At 62.0% G+C, this 14983-nt stretch carries 13 protein-coding genes; 7 read left to right on the plus strand and 6 right to left on the minus strand.

Features of this window, described 5'->3' with window-relative positions:
• The first annotated feature begins 27 nt into the window (after positions 1-27).
• Both ampD and ampE read left to right on the plus strand, forming a co-directional pair.
• A complete protein-coding gene (ampD, locus tag AWX27_RS12460) occupies positions 28-624 on the plus strand; it encodes a 1,6-anhydro-N-acetylmuramyl-L-alanine amidase AmpD (RefSeq protein ID WP_060422503.1) in 597 nt (198 codons plus the stop codon).
• The gene (gene ampE / locus AWX27_RS12465; RefSeq protein WP_033631795.1) at positions 624-1478 is read left to right on the plus strand and encodes a beta-lactamase regulator AmpE; all 855 of its coding nucleotides are present in this window, start codon (positions 624-626) and stop codon (positions 1476-1478) included. Before ampD ends, ampE begins: the two co-directional genes overlap by 1 nt.
• Before the next feature lie 60 nt (positions 1479-1538).
• Here the strand turns inward: ampE and hemL are convergent, their stop codons facing one another.
• The gene (gene hemL / locus AWX27_RS12470; protein WP_049272773.1) at positions 1539-2828 is read right to left on the minus strand and encodes a glutamate-1-semialdehyde 2,1-aminomutase; all 1290 of its coding nucleotides are present in this window, start codon (positions 2826-2828) and stop codon (positions 1539-1541) included.
• Positions 2829-3002: 174 nt separating this feature from the next.
• Between hemL and clcA the strand changes: the two genes are divergently transcribed.
• Together clcA and erpA are read left to right on the plus strand one after the other, a co-directional pair.
• On the plus strand, positions 3003-4442 hold the full coding sequence (gene clcA / locus AWX27_RS12475; RefSeq protein WP_047728941.1) for a H(+)/Cl(-) exchange transporter ClcA: 1440 nt from the start codon (positions 3003-3005) through the stop codon (positions 4440-4442).
• An 89-nt stretch (positions 4443-4531) separates the two neighbouring features.
• Positions 4532-4876 (plus strand): iron-sulfur cluster insertion protein ErpA, encoded by a 345-nt coding sequence (erpA, locus tag AWX27_RS12480; RefSeq protein ID WP_033649222.1) that lies wholly within the window; start codon positions 4532-4534, stop codon positions 4874-4876.
• A gap of 56 nt (positions 4877-4932) precedes the next feature.
• On the opposite strand, the gene AWX27_RS12485 is transcribed toward erpA, so the two are convergent.
• The 4 genes from AWX27_RS12485 to mtnN all read right to left on the minus strand — a co-directional run bounded on the left by AWX27_RS12485 (position 4933) and on the right by mtnN (position 7505).
• On the minus strand, positions 4933-5181 hold the full coding sequence (locus AWX27_RS12485) for a hypothetical protein (protein ID WP_139159353.1): 249 nt from the start codon (positions 5179-5181) through the stop codon (positions 4933-4935).
• Between the two features lie 200 nt (positions 5182-5381).
• Positions 5382-5996: a TRIC cation channel family protein gene (locus tag AWX27_RS12490; RefSeq protein ID WP_038873529.1), complete on the minus strand. Its 615-nt coding sequence runs from the start codon at positions 5994-5996 to the stop codon at positions 5382-5384.
• Complete coding sequence (gene btuF / locus AWX27_RS12495; protein WP_060422567.1) at positions 5996-6781, minus strand: vitamin B12 ABC transporter substrate-binding protein BtuF; 786 nt, start codon at positions 6779-6781, stop codon at positions 5996-5998. Before btuF ends, AWX27_RS12490 begins: the two co-directional genes overlap by 1 nt.
• Positions 6782-6803: 22 nt before the next feature.
• Complete coding sequence (gene mtnN / locus AWX27_RS12500; protein ID WP_049200308.1) at positions 6804-7505, minus strand: 5'-methylthioadenosine/S-adenosylhomocysteine nucleosidase; 702 nt, start codon at positions 7503-7505, stop codon at positions 6804-6806.
• A gap of 129 nt (positions 7506-7634) precedes the next feature.
• Between mtnN and dgt the strand changes: the two genes are divergently transcribed.
• Together dgt and degP are read left to right on the plus strand one after the other, a co-directional pair.
• Positions 7635-9152 carry a dGTPase gene (gene dgt / locus AWX27_RS12505; protein WP_025301593.1) on the plus strand — a complete coding sequence of 506 codons (1518 nt, stop codon included), beginning with the start codon at positions 7635-7637 and terminating at the stop codon, positions 9150-9152.
• A gap of 179 nt (positions 9153-9331) precedes the next feature.
• A complete protein-coding gene (gene degP / locus AWX27_RS12510) occupies positions 9332-10771 on the plus strand; it encodes a serine endoprotease DegP (RefSeq protein ID WP_033637134.1) in 1440 nt (479 codons plus the stop codon).
• Between the two features lie 67 nt (positions 10772-10838).
• Here degP and barA read toward each other — a convergent pair whose 3' ends face one another.
• Complete coding sequence (gene barA / locus AWX27_RS12515) at positions 10839-13565, minus strand: two-component sensor histidine kinase BarA (protein ID WP_038873538.1); 2727 nt, start codon at positions 13563-13565, stop codon at positions 10839-10841.
• Positions 13566-13631: 66 nt separating this feature from the next.
• Here barA and rlmD point away from each other — a divergent pair, with 66 nt between their 5' ends.
• On the plus strand, positions 13632-14981 hold the full coding sequence (gene rlmD / locus AWX27_RS12520) for a 23S rRNA (uracil(1939)-C(5))-methyltransferase RlmD (RefSeq protein WP_060422510.1): 1350 nt from the start codon (positions 13632-13634) through the stop codon (positions 14979-14981).
• The last annotated feature ends 2 nt before the right edge of the window (positions 14982-14983 follow it).

Here is a 14983-nt window from a genome sequence, read left to right on the forward strand (position 1 = left end):
ATAAGTACCACCGCAGAGAGGTGTCTGATGCAGTTGGAAAATGGCTGGATTGTCGGGGTGACGCGAGTGCTCTCGCCGCACTGCGATCGGCGCCCGGATGACGAGCCCCCCTCGCTGCTGGTCATCCACAACATCAGCCTGCCGCCCGGCGAGTTCGGCGGCCCCTATATCGACCAGCTGTTCACCGGCACGCTCGATCCCGCGCAGCACCCCTATTTCGCCGAGATCCATCAGCTGCGGGTGTCGGCGCACTGTCTGATCCGCCGCGACGGGGAGATCGTGCAGTATGTGCCCTTCGACCAACGCGCCTGGCACGCGGGCGTTTCCCTGTATCAGGGGCGCGATCGGTGCAACGATTTCTCCATCGGCATCGAGCTGGAAGGCACCGATCTGTTGCCTTACACCGAGGCGCAATACCGCACGCTGCAGGTTGTCACCGCGCTGCTGGCCGAACATTATCCGCCGCTGGTGGCCAATATCGCCGGGCATTGCGATATCGCCCCCGGCCGCAAGACCGATCCCGGGCCGGCGTTCGATTGGGATCGCTATCTGGCATCTCTGGAACAACGCGACGCGTCCGTCGACGCTATGCTTGAGGCAAGAAAAAGGGAGAGGAATCGCTAATGACGCTGTTTACGCTGTTGCTGGTTTTGGCCTGGGAGCGCCTGTTTAAGCTGGGAGAACATTGGCAGCTGGACCACCGTCTCGAAGTGGTGTTTCAGCGGCTGCATCGGGTTTCGCTGGCGCAGACGCTGGCGATGACCGCCGCCTGGATGGTGATCGTCTGGGGCGTTCTGTGGCTGTCTCACGGGTTGTTCTTCGGCGTGGTGACGCTGCTGCTGTGGATTGTCATCGATCTGCTGTGCGTCGGCGCCGGCATCAAGCGCAAACACTACCGCGCCTACCTCAAAGCGGCGCGGCAGGGCGATACCCACGCCAGCGATCAGATGGCGGAAGAGCTGGCGTTGATCCACGGTTTGCCGGTGGACTGCAGCGAAGAGCTGCGCCTGCGCGAGCTGCAAAACGCGCTGCTGTGGATCAATTTCCGCTATTACCTGGCGCCGCTGTTCTGGTTCGTGGTCTTTGGGCCTTACGGGCCGATCGCGTTGGCGGGGTATGCCTTCCTGCGCGCCTATCAAACCTGGCTGGCGCGTCACAATACGCCGCTGGAGCGTTCGCAGTCGGGTATCGATCATCTGCTGAACTGGCTGGACTGGATCCCGGTGCGTTTGGCCGGGGTGGCCTACGCGCTGTTCGGCCACGGCGAGCGTGCGCTGCCGGCCTGGTTCGCCTCGCTGGGGGATCGGCATTCGTCGTCGTATCAGGTGTTGACGCGGCTGGCGCAGTTCTCGCTGGCGCGCGATCCGCATATGGACCCGGTGCAAACGCCGCGGGCGGCGGTGACGCTGGCTCGCAAGGTGACGATGATCATCGTGGTGGTAGTGGCGCTGTTGACCATTTACGGCACGCTGCTTTAAGCGGCAGCGAAAAACAAAACGGGCGCCGAGGCGCCCGTTTTTTTGGCCATTCGGCCGGGATTACAGCTTGGCGAAGCAGCGACGCGCGGCGTCGATGGTGCGCTGAATGTCTTCCTTGCTGTGCGCCACGGACATGAAGCCCGCTTCGAAGGCGGACGGCGCCAGATACACCCCTTCCTCCAGCATCAGGTGGAAGAAGCGTTTGAAGCGTTCCACATCGCACTGCATCACGTCCTGATAGCAGGTCACTGTCGGCGCGTCGGTGAAGAACAGGCCGAACATGCCGCCGACGTTGTTGACCACCAGCGGGATATTCTCTTCCTGCGCCGCATGCAGCAGGCCTGCGGCCAGCATTTCGGTCAGTTCGGTCAGCGTCTGGTGCACGCCTACCTGTGATACTTCGGTCAGGCAGGCATAGCCCGCCGCCATGGCGATTGGGTTGCCGGACAGGGTGCCCGCCTGGTAGACCGGGCCGGTCGGCGCCAGCGCGTCCATCACGTCGCGGCGGCCGCCGAAGGCGCCCACCGGCATGCCGCCGCCGATGATTTTGCCGAGGCAGGTCAGATCCGGCTCAACGCCGTAATAGGACTGTGCGCCGGCCAGCGCCACGCGGAAACCGGTCATCACTTCATCGATGATCAAGAGCGCGCCGTACTTGTCGCACAGGGCGCGCAGGCCCGGCAGGAATTCCGGCAGCGGCGGCACGCAGTTCATGTTGCCGGCAACCGGCTCGACGATGATACAGGCGATCTCGGACGGGTACTGCTCGAAGGCGGCCCGCACCGAATCCAGGTCGTTATAGGTGCAGGTCAGGGTGTGCTTGGCGAAGTCGGCCGGCACGCCCGGTGAGTTCGGCTGGCCGAGGGTCAGCGCACCGGAACCGGCTTTCACCAGCAGGCAGTCGGCGTGGCCGTGGTAGCAGCCTTCGAACTTGATGATTTTGTCGCGGTTGGTGTAGCCGCGCGCCAGACGGATGGCGCTCATGGTGGCTTCGGTGCCCGAGTTCACCATACGCACCATATCCATGGTAGGCACCAGTTCGGTGACCAGCTGCGCCATTTTGACTTCCATCTCGGTCGGCGCGCCGAAGCTCAGGCCGCGCTGCGCCGCTTCGATCACCGCGTCGCGGATCGCCGGGTGGTTGTGCCCCAGCACCATCGGCCCCCAGGAACCGACATAGTCGATATAGGCCTTGCCGTCGGCATCGAACAGGTAAGCCCCGTCAGCCCGCTCGATAAACAGCGGCACACCGCCTACGCCGGTGAATGCACGCACCGGAGAGTTCACCCCACCGGGGATCAACTGTTGCGCCTGGGCGTACAGACTTTCGGACTTGCTGTGTAGGCTCATAAATCGGCTCCTGGATTCTCTTTTGAATGATTTGACCGCGCTATTCTAGAGGAGAGCGCCGCGTTATGAAACGATCACAGTCAGATACCATTAACGGCAGCGCCCGCCACCGGGTTGGGGTAGAATAACCGCCTTGCCTATTTGTATTACAAATTACCTGACGAATTACTCGCGATGACGGAATCACAATCACAGCCAGTCGGGACGTTGAGCCCGCGTCTTAGCCGCAGCGATGCGGTGCGTCAGTTTATTCGCCGCGATAAGACCCCGGTGGCGATCCTGGTGATGGCCGCGCTGGTGGGGACGCTGGCCGGTTTGCTCGGCGTGGCCTTCGATAAGGCGGTGGAGTGGGTGCAGCAGCAGCGGCTGGCTTCGCTGGCGCAGGTCGCCGACTCCTGGCTCCTGGTGTGGCCGCTGGCGTTTATCCTGTCCGCCGCGCTGGCGGCGCTGGGCTATTACCTGGTGCGGCGCTTTGCGCCTGAGGCGGGCGGCTCGGGCATTCCGGAGATCGAAGGCGCGCTGGAGGAGCTGCGGCCGGTGCGCTGGTGGCGCGTGATCCCGGTGAAATTCATCGGCGGCATGGGCACGCTGGGGGCGGGCATGGTGCTGGGGCGCGAAGGCCCCACGGTGCAAATGGGCGGCAACGTCGGGCGCATGGTATTGGACGTGCTGCGCATTCGCGGCGCCGAGGCGCGTCATACGCTGCTGGCGACCGGGGCCGCCGCCGGGTTGTCCGCCGCGTTCAACGCGCCGCTGGCCGGCATCTTGTTCATCATCGAAGAGATGCGGCCGCAGTTCCGCTACAACCTGATCTCGATTAAAGCGGTGTTTATCGGCGTGATCATGTCGAGCGTGGTATTCCAGCTGTTTAACGGCCAGGGATCGGTGATCGCAGTCGACAAACTTTCTTCGGCGCCCATCAATACCCTGTGGCTCTATCTGGTGCTGGGGGCGATATTCGGTGCGGTGGGCGTGGGGTTCAACGCGCTGATTTTCCGCACTCAAGACATGTTTGCGCGCCTGCACGGCGGCAGAATGCGCAATATTTTGCTGATGGGCGGGCTGCTCGGCGGCGTGTGCGGCATTCTGGGGCTGATCCAGCCGGAGGCGGCGGGCGGCGGCTTTGGGTTGATCCCGATCGCCGCGGCGGGCAATTACAGCGTCGGCATGTTGATGTTTATCTTTATCACCCGCATCTTCACTACGCTGCTGTGCTTCGGCTCCGGCGCGCCGGGCGGCATCTTTGCGCCGATGCTGGCGTTGGGCACGCTGTTCGGCACCGCCTTTGGGCTGGCGGGGGCGCATCTGTTCCCGCAGTACGGCATCGAGGCGGGCACCTTCGCCATCGCCGGCATGGGGGCGCTGTTCGCCGCTACGGTGCGCGCCCCGCTGACCGGCATCGTGCTGGTACTGGAAATGACCGACAACTACCAACTCATTTTACCGATGATCATCACCTGCCTCGGCGCCACGGTGGTGGCGCAGCTGCTCGGCGGCAAGCCGCTGTATTCGTCGATCCTGGCCCGCACGCTGCAAAGGCAGGAGGCGCAGCTGGCGCGGGAAGCGGCGGAGAAAACAGGTAAGGAAAATACAACAAATGCGGTGAATACTTGAACGCAACACTCAGGTATCGGATAATCGTTAATATTAATCAGGCAGCCATAGTCGCGATCTGATGCTGAACAATGTTGGGAGTAAAGAGTATGAGTGATCAAACGGCACTGCCCCTGCAATTTACCGAGGCAGCAGCAAGCAAGGTTAAGTTCCTGATTGCTGACGAAGAAAATCCGAACCTGAAGTTGCGGGTTTACATTACCGGCGGCGGCTGCAGCGGATTCCAGTACGGCTTCACTTTTGACGACAAGGTCAACGATGGCGACATGACCATCGAGAAGCAGGGCGTGGCGCTGGTGGTCGATCCGATGAGCTTGCAGTATCTGGTCGGCGGCTCGGTGGACTACACCGAAGGGCTGGAAGGGTCGCGCTTCGTGGTGACCAACCCGAATGCCAAAACCACCTGCGGTTGCGGTTCGTCGTTCAGCATCTGAGTTTGCCTGTCAGAATAGCAACCCGCTCGCCTTCCGGCCGGCGGGTTTTTTTATGCCTACCATTCCACGAGGATCACTTCTGCACCGTTCTCCTGTGCCGGTGGGCTGTGGATGATGTTCGGCTGCGCCGTTGCGTGGCTGCATTCGGCCTGTGGGGCGGCGGCCTCGAGGCGCACGGCGCATTGCGGTTCAATGGTCAGGGTAACGCCGATCTGGCCGCTGACGGCATCGGCATACGCGGCGCCACTCAGCAGGGTGCCACAGCAGGCAAGCAGAATTTTTTTCATCATTGCGGGAATAGTCATCCGTAAGCCATCTTGTGATGACTTATCGGCAAAAAGTTAAAAAGTTTTAACAGCGCGGGAAAGGAATTAACCTGCGGATAACAGAATTTTACATCGTCACTACGCTATTTTTCGGTCGAAAATAATACCATCAACCCCGTTAATAGTCTAATAAATCACCAGGTGCGGCGTTGCAAAGCGTCGCCCCGCAGGGCGACGGCTCAGCGTTCGAGAATAAAGGCGGGCAGTTTGAGGTGCCAGCGGATGGCTGCGAGGCGAATGGCCAGGGTGATGATCATACCCAGCATCATGGCCTGTTGCAGCGGCATGTGGAAGGTGTAAAACGCCGTGGCGTGCACGATGCCGCCGATGATGCAGGCGGTGGCGTAAATTTCGGTGCGCAGGATCATCGGGATCTCGCGCGCCAGCACGTCGCGGATAATGCCGCCGCCGACGCCGGTGATCACCCCCATGCAGATTGCCACCAGCGGGCCGGTGCCGGCTGCGAAGGCCTTGTTGACGCCGATGCCGACGAACACCGCCAGCCCGACGGCGTCCAGCACCGGCAGCACCCACTTCGGCAGCCGGCGCGGCTGGCGCACCAGCAGCAGCGTCAAGACGCAGGTGATCATCGCCACCACCAAATCGGTGGGATCCTTGACCCAGAACACCGGGCCGTTGGCCAGCGCCATGTCGCGGATGGTGCCGCCGCCGACCGCGGTGACCACACCCAAGACCAGCACGCCGAACGGATCCATGCGCAGCTTGCCGGCCAACAGCACGCCGGAGACGGCGAACACCGCGGTGCCGAGAATATCCAACCAGAACACCAGCATCAGCGGATCTCCGCCAGCTGGCGGCACAGCTGCTGCGCCGCCAACGCAATGCGCGGCCCGCCGCGGTTGAACCAGTCTTCGTTCAGCGCGATCACCGGCACCTGCAGCTGCGGGGCCCAGAAGGCTTTCACACTGGCGGCTGCTTTCGCGCCCCCGGTGATGACGATGGCCTGCGGCTGGCGCGCCAACACCTGCTCGCGGCTGATCTGCGGCCAAGGGGTGCGGCTGTCGGCGAAGACGTTCTGCCCGCCGCACAGCGCCAGCACCTGGCTTTGCAATGTGGCGCCGGCGCTGGTGAACAGTGGCTGGGTGCCGAACTGCAGCAGCACGCGCCGCGATGGGTTAGCGGCATACTGTTGTTTGAGAGCGGCGAACTGGCGGCGAAGGCCCTCCGCCGCCTGATGCGCCTGCTCCGGGTGCGGGCTGTATTGCGCCAGCTGGTCCAGCAAACCGGCGATCCCTTCGAGGGTGTCGGCGTCCGCATAGAAAATCGGGATGCCGAACGCGGCGAGCTGATCCAGCACGCGCTGCGGATTGCCGCCGCGCCAGGCGAGGATCAGGTCCGGCTTGAGCGCCAGCACCCGCTCCAGATTGATGCCCTGCCAGGAGGCTACCTGCTCCAGCTTGGCGGCCTGCGGCGGATAATCGGAATAGGCGCTCGCCGCCACCAGCACATCGCCCATGCCGGCGGCATAGGCGAGTTCGGTCGCGTTGGGCGCCAGGCTGATCACCCGCTGAGCGGCGCCGGCCGGCATGGCCAGCCAGAGCGCCAACAGACAGAGCATCGAGGTGAAGCGCAGCCTCACATCAACCGCGCTTGGCCAGGGTTTGCAGCATGGCGTTGACCATCAGCGTAGACTGCTTGGCCGCTACCACCAGGAACTCGTCAAAGCTCATGTGCGATTCGCTGTCGGCGACGTCGGAAATGGCGCGCACCACCACGAACGGCGTGCCGAACAGATGGCAGACGTGGGCGATCGCTGCGGCTTCCATTTCCACGGCGGCGACGCGCGGGAAGGTGGCGCGAATGCGCGCCAGCGGCTCGGCGCCGTTGATGAAGGCGTCACCGCTGCAGATCAGGCCGCGCACCGCGTGCAGATCCAGCTGTTTGATGCAGCTTTCCGCCAGCGCGATCAGCGCGTCGTCGGCGACGAACGCCGCCGGGCAGCCGGCCATCTGGCCCGGCTCGTAGCCGAAGGCGGTGACGTCGGCGTCGTGGTAGCGCACTTCTTCCGACACCACGATATCGCCCACGCGCAGGGTGCTGGCCAGGCCGCCGGCGGAACCGGTGTTGATCACCAGATCCGGGCTGCAGTGTTCCAGCAGCAGGGTGGTGCCCATGGCCGCCGAGACTTTACCGATGCCGGATTTCAGCAGGGCCACGTCAACGCCGCCGATCTGGCCGGTGTAGATTTCGCAGCCCGCACGCTGGATGGTTTGACGGTTTTCGATTTGATCGCGCAGCAGGGTGACTTCCTGCTCCATTGCGCCGATGATGCCTACTTTCATAAATAACACTCGCTGATTGGCCGTGAGAATTGCGGCATAGTCTATCATGGCTGTGTATGAGAGATAATGCGTTGCATCCGCTGCCGGGAATTGTTATCACGGGGGCAGGGCGCAACGGCGGAGAAACAGATGTCCGGGATCGACTTCAAGCAAAAAATCAGCTTCCAACGGCCTTTCAGCAAACCGATCGAGGCCGAGGAAGAGTACGACATCGTGCGGCAGTTCGAGAGCGATCGCGGGCGCATCGTCAACTCGGCCGCCATTCGCCGTCTGCAGCAAAAAACCCAGGTGTTTCCACTGGAGCGCAACGCGGCGGTGCGCAGCCGCCTGACGCACTCGATGGAGGTGCAGCAGGTTGGGCGCCACATCGCCAAAGAGATCCTCAACCGCTTCAAACAGGCGGGGAGAATTGATGAGCTCGGCCTGACCCGGCTGCTCGATCCGTTTGAAAGCATCGTGGAAATGGCCTGCCTGATGCACGACATCGGCAATCCGCCGTTCGGTCACTTCGGCGAGTCGGCGATCAACGACTGGTTTGCCCAACGGCTCGATCCCGCCAGCTGCGGCAGCGAGCCGGGCAGCCACGATCGCTGCCAGGTGGCGACGCTGCGCCTGCATGAGGGGGAAAGCGATCTGAACCGGCTGCGCAGCCGGATCCGTCAGGATCTCAGCCACTTCGAGGGCAATGCTCAGGCGATCCGCATGGTGTACAGCCTGCTCAAGCTCAACCTGACCTACGCGCAGGTCGGCTGCATTTTGAAATACACCCGCCCGGCCTACTGGGCGAGCGACATCCCCGCCAGCCACAGTTACCTGATGAAAAAGCCCGGCTACTATCTGGCGGAAGAGGCCTTCGTCGATCGGCTGCGGCGCGAGCTGCACATGGGCGAGTTCGATCGTTTCCCGCTGACCTATATTATGGAGGCCGCCGACGATATCTCGTACTGCGTGGCCGATCTGGAAGACGCGGTGGAGAAGAGCATTTTCACCGTCGAGCAGCTGTATCAGCACCTGATTCAGGAGTGGGGCGAGGTGGTGCCGGGCGATCTGTTCGACAAGACCGTCGCCAGCGCGTTTCGCAAGATCGATCGCGGCGGCGCGCGGCGCAGCGCGGAAGATCAGTTCTTCATGTATCTGCGGGTGTTTACCGTGGCGCGTCTGGTGCCGCACGCGGCGCAGCGCTTTATCGACAATCTGGATGCGGTCTATCAGGGCAGTTTCAATCAGGCGTTGCTGGAGGACTCCAGCCCGGCGTACCGGCTGCTGAAAATATTTAAAAATGTGGCGTTCAAGCACGTGTTCAACCACCCGGAGGTCGAGCAACTCGAGCTGCAAGGCTACCGGGTGATCAGCGGCCTGCTGGACATTTACAGCCCGCTGTTGGCGATGTCGCTGGCGGACTTCAGCCAACTGGTGCGCGAGGATAGCCATCGCGCTTACCCGATCGAAACGCGCCTGTTCCACAAGCTGTCCACCAAGCATCGGCTGGCGTATGCGGAGGCGGTAGAGGGGCTGCAGCATTTATCGCCGGAGCAGCAAGCCATTCGGGAATATTATTTCCGCGCGCGTTTATTGCAGGACTATATCAGCGGAATGACCGACCTTTACGCCTATGACGAATATCGTCGATTGATGGCGGCGGAATAATTACGCTGAAGAATAATTTTAGCAATTCCAATCGGTTGGCTGTCTCGAGTTTTGTAAAGACGGACAATATTTGTTTACTATTGCCAATCATCTGTGCCGGAACTTCGGGCTATTAATTAACTCTGAATAAGCACGCAAGACAGCCATTCTTTTTGAACGACTTTATAAGAGACACACAGATGAAAAAAACCGCATTAGTTCTGAGCGCACTGGCATTCAGTATCGGTATGGCGATGGGCCCGGTCACGGCCAGCGCCGCTGAAACCGCCTCTTCCAGCACACAACAGCTGCCGAGCCTGGCGCCGATGCTGGAAAAGGTAATGCCTTCCGTGGTGAGCATTAACGTTGAGGGCAGCACCACGGTCAATACGCCGCGCATGCCGCAGCAGTTCCAACAGTTCTTCGGCGAAGATTCACCGTTCTGCCAAGACGGCTCGCCGTTCCAGGGCTCGCCGATGTGTCAGGGCGGCGAACAGCCTGGGCCGGATGGCCAGCCGCAGGGCACGCAGCAGAAATTCCAGGCGCTGGGCGCCGGGGTGGTCATCGATGCCGCCAAGGGCTACGTGGTGACCAATAACCACGTGGTGGACAACGCCAACAAGATCCAGGTGCAGCTGAGCGACGGCCGCCGTTTCGACGCCAAGGTGATCGGCAAGGATCCGCGTTCCGATATTGCGCTGATCCAGCTGAAAGACTTCAAGAATCTGACGGCGATCAAGATGGCGGATTCCGATCAGCTGCGCGTCGGCGATTACACCGTGGCGATCGGCAACCCGTACGGGCTGGGTGAAACCGCCACCTCGGGCATCGTATCCGCCCTGGGGCGCAGCGGCCTGAACATCGAAAACTACGAAAACTTTATCCAGACCGATGCGGCGATCAACCGCGGTAACTCCGGGGGGGCGCTGGTTAATCTCAACGGCGAGCTGATCGGCATCAACACCGCGATCCTGGCGCCGGACGGCGGTAACATCGGTATCGGCTTCGCCATTCCGAGCAACATGGTGAAAAACCTGACGGCGCAAATGGTCGAATATGGCCAGGTGAAACGCGGCGAGCTGGGCATCATGGGTACCGAGCTGAACTCTGAGCTGGCCAAGGCGATGAAGGTCGACGCGCAGCGCGGGGCCTTCGTCAGCCAGGTGATGCCGAAGTCTTCCGCGGCGAAGGCGGGCATCAAGGCCGGCGACGTGATCGTCACCATGAACGGCAAGGCCATCTCCAGCTTCGCCTCGTTCCGGGCGGAGATCGGCACGCTGCCGGTCGGCAGCAAGATGTCGCTGGGCATTATTCGCGACGGTAAGCCGGTGACGATTGACGTCACGCTGGAGCAAAGCGCGCAGACCCAGGTGGCCTCGGGCAATATCTACACCGGCATTGAAGGTGCCGAGCTGAGCAACACCCAGGTCGGCAACGTGAAGGGCGTCAAGGTTGACAGCGTGAAAGCCGGCAGCGCCGCGGCGCGCATCGGCCTGAAAAAGGGCGACGTGATCCTGGGCGTGAACCAACAGCCGATCCAGAACCTGGGTGAGCTGCGTAAAATCCTCGACAGCAAGCCGTCGGTACTGGCGTTGAATATTCAACGCGGCGAGAGCCAGCTGTACCTGCTGGCGCAGTGATAGGCGTCAGGCGTTAAAAAAACAAAGGCACGCTGCGGCGTGCCTTTTTGCGTTATGGCCTGAGGATTCAGGCGGGTTGCGCCAGATGCGCGCGCGCCGCGTGGATCACCAGTTCAATCTCATCCAACAGCTCCAGCCACTCCGGCTCCAGTTCGTCGTTGGTGATGCCCTGACGCAGCTGCCGCTCGAGGTAGAAACACAGCTGCTTGAGGCGCGGCACGCCGCTGTAGCTGCAGCTGCCGTGCAGCTTATGGACCAGATCGAGGATCTCGTCGTCATGCTGGCCGTCGAGCAGCGCCTGTACCCGTTCGCGCACCTGCGGCAGGAAATCGAGCAGCATTTGCAGCAGATCGCGCGCCAGGTCCGGTTTGTTGGCCGCCTGACGCAGCGCCAGCGGCCAGTCGAGCGACAGCGGTGCGTCGTCGGCGATGGCGTTTTCCACGTCGCCGCTGTGGTAGCGCGACAGCACGCGGGTCAGCATTTTCTCGTCGATCGGTTTGGCCAGATAGTCGTCCATCCCGGCCTGCAGCAGGTGCTCGCGCTCGCCGCTGGCGGCATGGGCGGTAACGGCGACGATCGGCGTGGAGTTGTGATGCGGCAGCTGGCGGATCAGCTCGCTGGCGTGAATGCCGTCCATCTTCGGCATCTGAATGTCCATCAGGATCAGATCCAGCACGTTGTCGCGCGCTAGCGCCAGCGCTTCCTCACCGCTCTCGCACAGCAGGGTTTTTTCTACCTGTTCCCCCAGCAGCGTGCCGATCAGCTTCAGGTTGGCCGGGTTGTCGTCAACCGCCATCACCGTCAGCGGCAGGCGTTTACGCTCAGGCTGCGCGGTGAGGCGTGCCGGCGCTTCCATCCGGAGCAGAGGGAACAGTCGGGTGCTGGTGATCGGCTTGATCAGACAGCCGAGCGCGCCTTGTTGTTTAAGCAGCTCGGCGTCGATCTGCGCCTGGCACGGCAGCGCCAGAATCACCCGATCGGCCAGCTTCAGCGAGGCCAGCAATTTGTCCTCGTGCTGCGCCATGTTGTCGCGGAACGGGATGGGCACGCCGGCCAGCAGGAAGTCATAGTGGCCTGGCGGCAACTGGCCCAGCGTCGGCGAGTGGGTGATCACCAGCTGCGTGATGCTGAGCATGTTGAGCGTCGCCTGCGCCGCCGTCGGGTTGGACTCGATATAGGCGAGCGTTTTGCCGCTCAGATCCGGCAGGCTCGGCGCCAGCGACAGCATGCCCTCGTTCAGATCCAGCGTGATGTGGAACCAGAAGGTCGAGCCGCGGTTCAACTGGCTGTGGAAGCAGATATCGCCCCCCATTTCTTTCACCAGTTTTTGCGTGATCACCAGCCCCAGCCCGGTACCGCCGTGGCGGCGGGAGATGCTGGCGTCCGCCTGACGGAACGCCTGGAACAGCTGCGACTGCTGGCGTTCGGAGATGCCGATGCCGGTGTCGTGGATCTGCACTTCCACTTCCACCCGGCGATCCAGCTGTTTGCGCAGCTCGACGCGAATGTCGATATTGCCGGTTTCGGTGAACTTGATGGCGTTGCCCAGCAGGTTGGTGATGATTTGCTGCAGGCGCAGCGAGTCGCCGATCACCTGCTCCGGCACGTCGTTGTGCACATCCAGCGTCAGCTCCAGCCCCTTGTCGTGGGCGCTGGGCGCCAGCAACACCACCACTTCGTCCAGCGTTTCACGCAGGGCGAAAGGAATATGCTCCAGCACCAGCTTGCCGGCTTCCAGCTTGGAGAAGTCCAGCACATCGTTGATGATGGTCAGCAGGTTGTTGGCCGAGCGTTCGATGGTCTGTAAATAATCGGTCTGGGTCGCGCTCAGATCGGTTTTCAGCATCTGGCGGGTGAAGCCGATCACGCCGTTGAGCGGAGTACGCAGCTCGTGCGACATGTTGGCCAGGAATTCGGACTTGATGCGCGCCGCCTCCTGCGCGCGTTTTTTCGCCAGATCCAGCTCGACGTTCTGGATCTCCATCTGCTCCAGGGTTTCACGCAGGTCGGAGGTGGCCTGATCGATGTTCTGCTGCATCTCTTCGTGATAGGCGGTGAGCGACATCGCCATCGAGTTGATGCCGTTCTTCAGCATGTGCAGCTCGCCGAGCATGTAGCCCTCCACGCGGCTGTCGAGCTGGCCGCGGCGGATACGGTCGACGGTGTTCACCATGTTGCGGATCGGGCCGGTCACGTCGCGCATCAGCCGGTAAGCGAACAGGATGGCGATGCACATGCACAGCAACAGCAGCAGGGTGGAGACGAAGACCTCTTTATATTGCTGCAGCCGCACTGACTGCAGATCCAGCTCGATCGCCACATAGCCCAGGTTGTTGTCGGGGTGGCTGCCGCCGTCGGCGGTTTCATCCGGATACTGGCTTTCCGACAGGATCGGCGTGCGCAGGATCAGCGAATCGCCGCGTCGGGTGAGCATCAGCTCGGTGGGCAACGGCACGCCTTTCGGCAGCTGCAGCTGAGCGAAGTTGTGATGATAATTGGAGGTGACGAACAAATTGTTCTGCGCATCGAACACGGTGATCGAACGCACGATGTCCGAATGGCGGCGGTGCAACAGGCTGACCAACTGCCTGACCGATTCGCGGCTGCGGAACGTCATGCCGTACTCGCTGGCCACCGCCAGCGGCTCGATGATGCTGGCGCCGGCGTCGACCAATTGCTCCTGCAGCTCGTTATAGCGGTGCACCACGAAGAAGGTGCTGAGCAGCAAACCAATCAGCAAGGTCGGGGCCAGAATCAGGATCATCATGCGCGCACGCAGGCTGTATTTGGTCATGGGATTCCAATGTGGGAGAATTGACAGCTGACACTAGCTTAATGAACCAGCACACAATCGACAAATATGGCGCAATTCTACTCTCCCAAACGCCGCGTGACGACCCGGCAGAGCTCACAAATCTTCACCGTGACGGTGAGCGATCTCGATCCTTTCGGCCAGGGCGTGGCGCGCCACGACGGCAAAGCGGTGTTCGTGCCGGGCGTATTGCCGGGCGAGCAGGCGGAAATCCAGCTGACCGAAGACAAGCGCCAGTTCGCCAAAGGCAAGCTCAAACGCTTGCTGAGCCGTAGCCCGCAGCGGGTGACGCCGCGCTGCCCGCATTTCGGCGTCTGCGGCGGCTGCCAGCAGCAGCATGCGGATGAAGCGCTGCAGCAGCAGAGCAAGGCGGCGGCGCTGGTGCGCATGATCGCCCGCGAAACCGGGGTGACCCCGCAGCAGGAACCGGTGATCGCCGGCCCGGAATACGGCTATCGCCGCCGCGCTCGCCTGAGCCTGGCATGGCAGCCCAAGCAGCAGCGCCTGATGATGGGCTTTCGACAGGCGGCCTCCAGCGAGCTGGTGGCGGTGGAGCACTGCCCGGTGCTGCGGCCGGAGCTGGAACAGCTGCTGGCGCCGGTGCGCGCCTGCCTGAGCGGGCTGCAGGCGGTACGGCGGCTGGGGCATGTGGAGCTGGTGCTGGCGGACAACGGCCCGCTGCTGGTGCTGCGCCATCTCGACGCGCTGAAAGAGGCGGATCGGCAGGCGCTGTTGGCGTTTGGCGAGCGGGAAAACGTCGCCGTCTATCTGGCGCCGGACAGCGATCGCGTGGAGAAACTGTGCGGTGACACGCCGTATTATCAGGTTGACGGGCTACGCTTAGACTTCAGCCCGCGCGACTTTATTCAGGTCAATGACGCCGTAAACCAACAAATGGTGGCGCAGGCCCTTGAATGGCTCGATATTCAACCCAATGATCGGGTGCTGGACCTGTTCTGCGGCATGGGTAACTTCACCCTGCCGTTGGCGCGCCGCGCCGCTGCGGTGGTGGGCATCGAAGGTGTTGCCACGCTGGTAGCGAATGGGCAATATAATGCACATAAGAATAAGCTGAATAATGCATCGTTCTTCCACGAGAATCTGGAGGACGACGTTGCGCGGCAACCTTGGGCAGCACAAGGGTTTGATAAGGTGATGCTGGATCCCGCCCGTGCCGGTGCGGCCGGGGTGATGTCACACATTGTAAAACTGGCGCCGGCGCGGGTGGTGTATGTTTCCTGTAACCCCACAACGCTGGCTCGCGACAGCAAAGTGCTGTTGAGCGCCGGTTATCGTCTTGCGCGCGTGCGGATGTTGGATATGTTTCCGCACACGGGGCATCTTGAATCAATGGCGCTGTTTATCAACGAGCGCGCGCCAGAGGTCGCTGCAAAGTAGGG

Origin of the sequence: Serratia sp. 2880STDY5682894, assembly GCF_001537385.1 — a bacterium.
Lineage (GTDB): Bacteria > Pseudomonadota > Gammaproteobacteria > Enterobacterales > Enterobacteriaceae > Serratia > Serratia nevei.

Bases quoted from the DNA above. Each gene is read 5' to 3' on its own strand.
- ampD (WP_060422503.1), top strand. From the start codon at position 28: ATGCAGTTGGAAAATGGCTGGATTGTCGGGGTGACGCGAGTGCTCTCG.
- ampE (WP_033631795.1), top strand. From the start codon at position 624: ATGACGCTGTTTACGCTGTTGCTGGTTTTGGCCTGGGAGCGCCTGTTT.
- hemL (WP_049272773.1), bottom strand. From the start codon at position 2,828: ATGAGCCTACACAGCAAGTCCGAAAGTCTGTACGCCCAGGCGCAACAG.
- clcA (WP_047728941.1), top strand. From the start codon at position 3,003: ATGACGGAATCACAATCACAGCCAGTCGGGACGTTGAGCCCGCGTCTT.
- erpA (WP_033649222.1), top strand. From the start codon at position 4,532: ATGAGTGATCAAACGGCACTGCCCCTGCAATTTACCGAGGCAGCAGCA.
- AWX27_RS12485 (WP_139159353.1), bottom strand. From the start codon at position 5,181: ATGACTATTCCCGCAATGATGAAAAAAATTCTGCTTGCCTGCTGTGGC.
- AWX27_RS12490 (WP_038873529.1), bottom strand. From the start codon at position 5,996: ATGCTGGTGTTCTGGTTGGATATTCTCGGCACCGCGGTGTTCGCCGTC.
- btuF (WP_060422567.1), bottom strand. From the start codon at position 6,781: ATGCTCTGTCTGTTGGCGCTCTGGCTGGCCATGCCGGCCGGCGCCGCT.
- mtnN (WP_049200308.1), bottom strand. From the start codon at position 7,505: ATGAAAGTAGGCATCATCGGCGCAATGGAGCAGGAAGTCACCCTGCTG.
- dgt (WP_025301593.1), top strand. From the start codon at position 7,635: ATGTCCGGGATCGACTTCAAGCAAAAAATCAGCTTCCAACGGCCTTTC.
- degP (WP_033637134.1), top strand. From the start codon at position 9,332: ATGAAAAAAACCGCATTAGTTCTGAGCGCACTGGCATTCAGTATCGGT.
- barA (WP_038873538.1), bottom strand. From the start codon at position 13,565: ATGACCAAATACAGCCTGCGTGCGCGCATGATGATCCTGATTCTGGCC.
- rlmD (WP_060422510.1), top strand. From the start codon at position 13,632: ATGGCGCAATTCTACTCTCCCAAACGCCGCGTGACGACCCGGCAGAGC.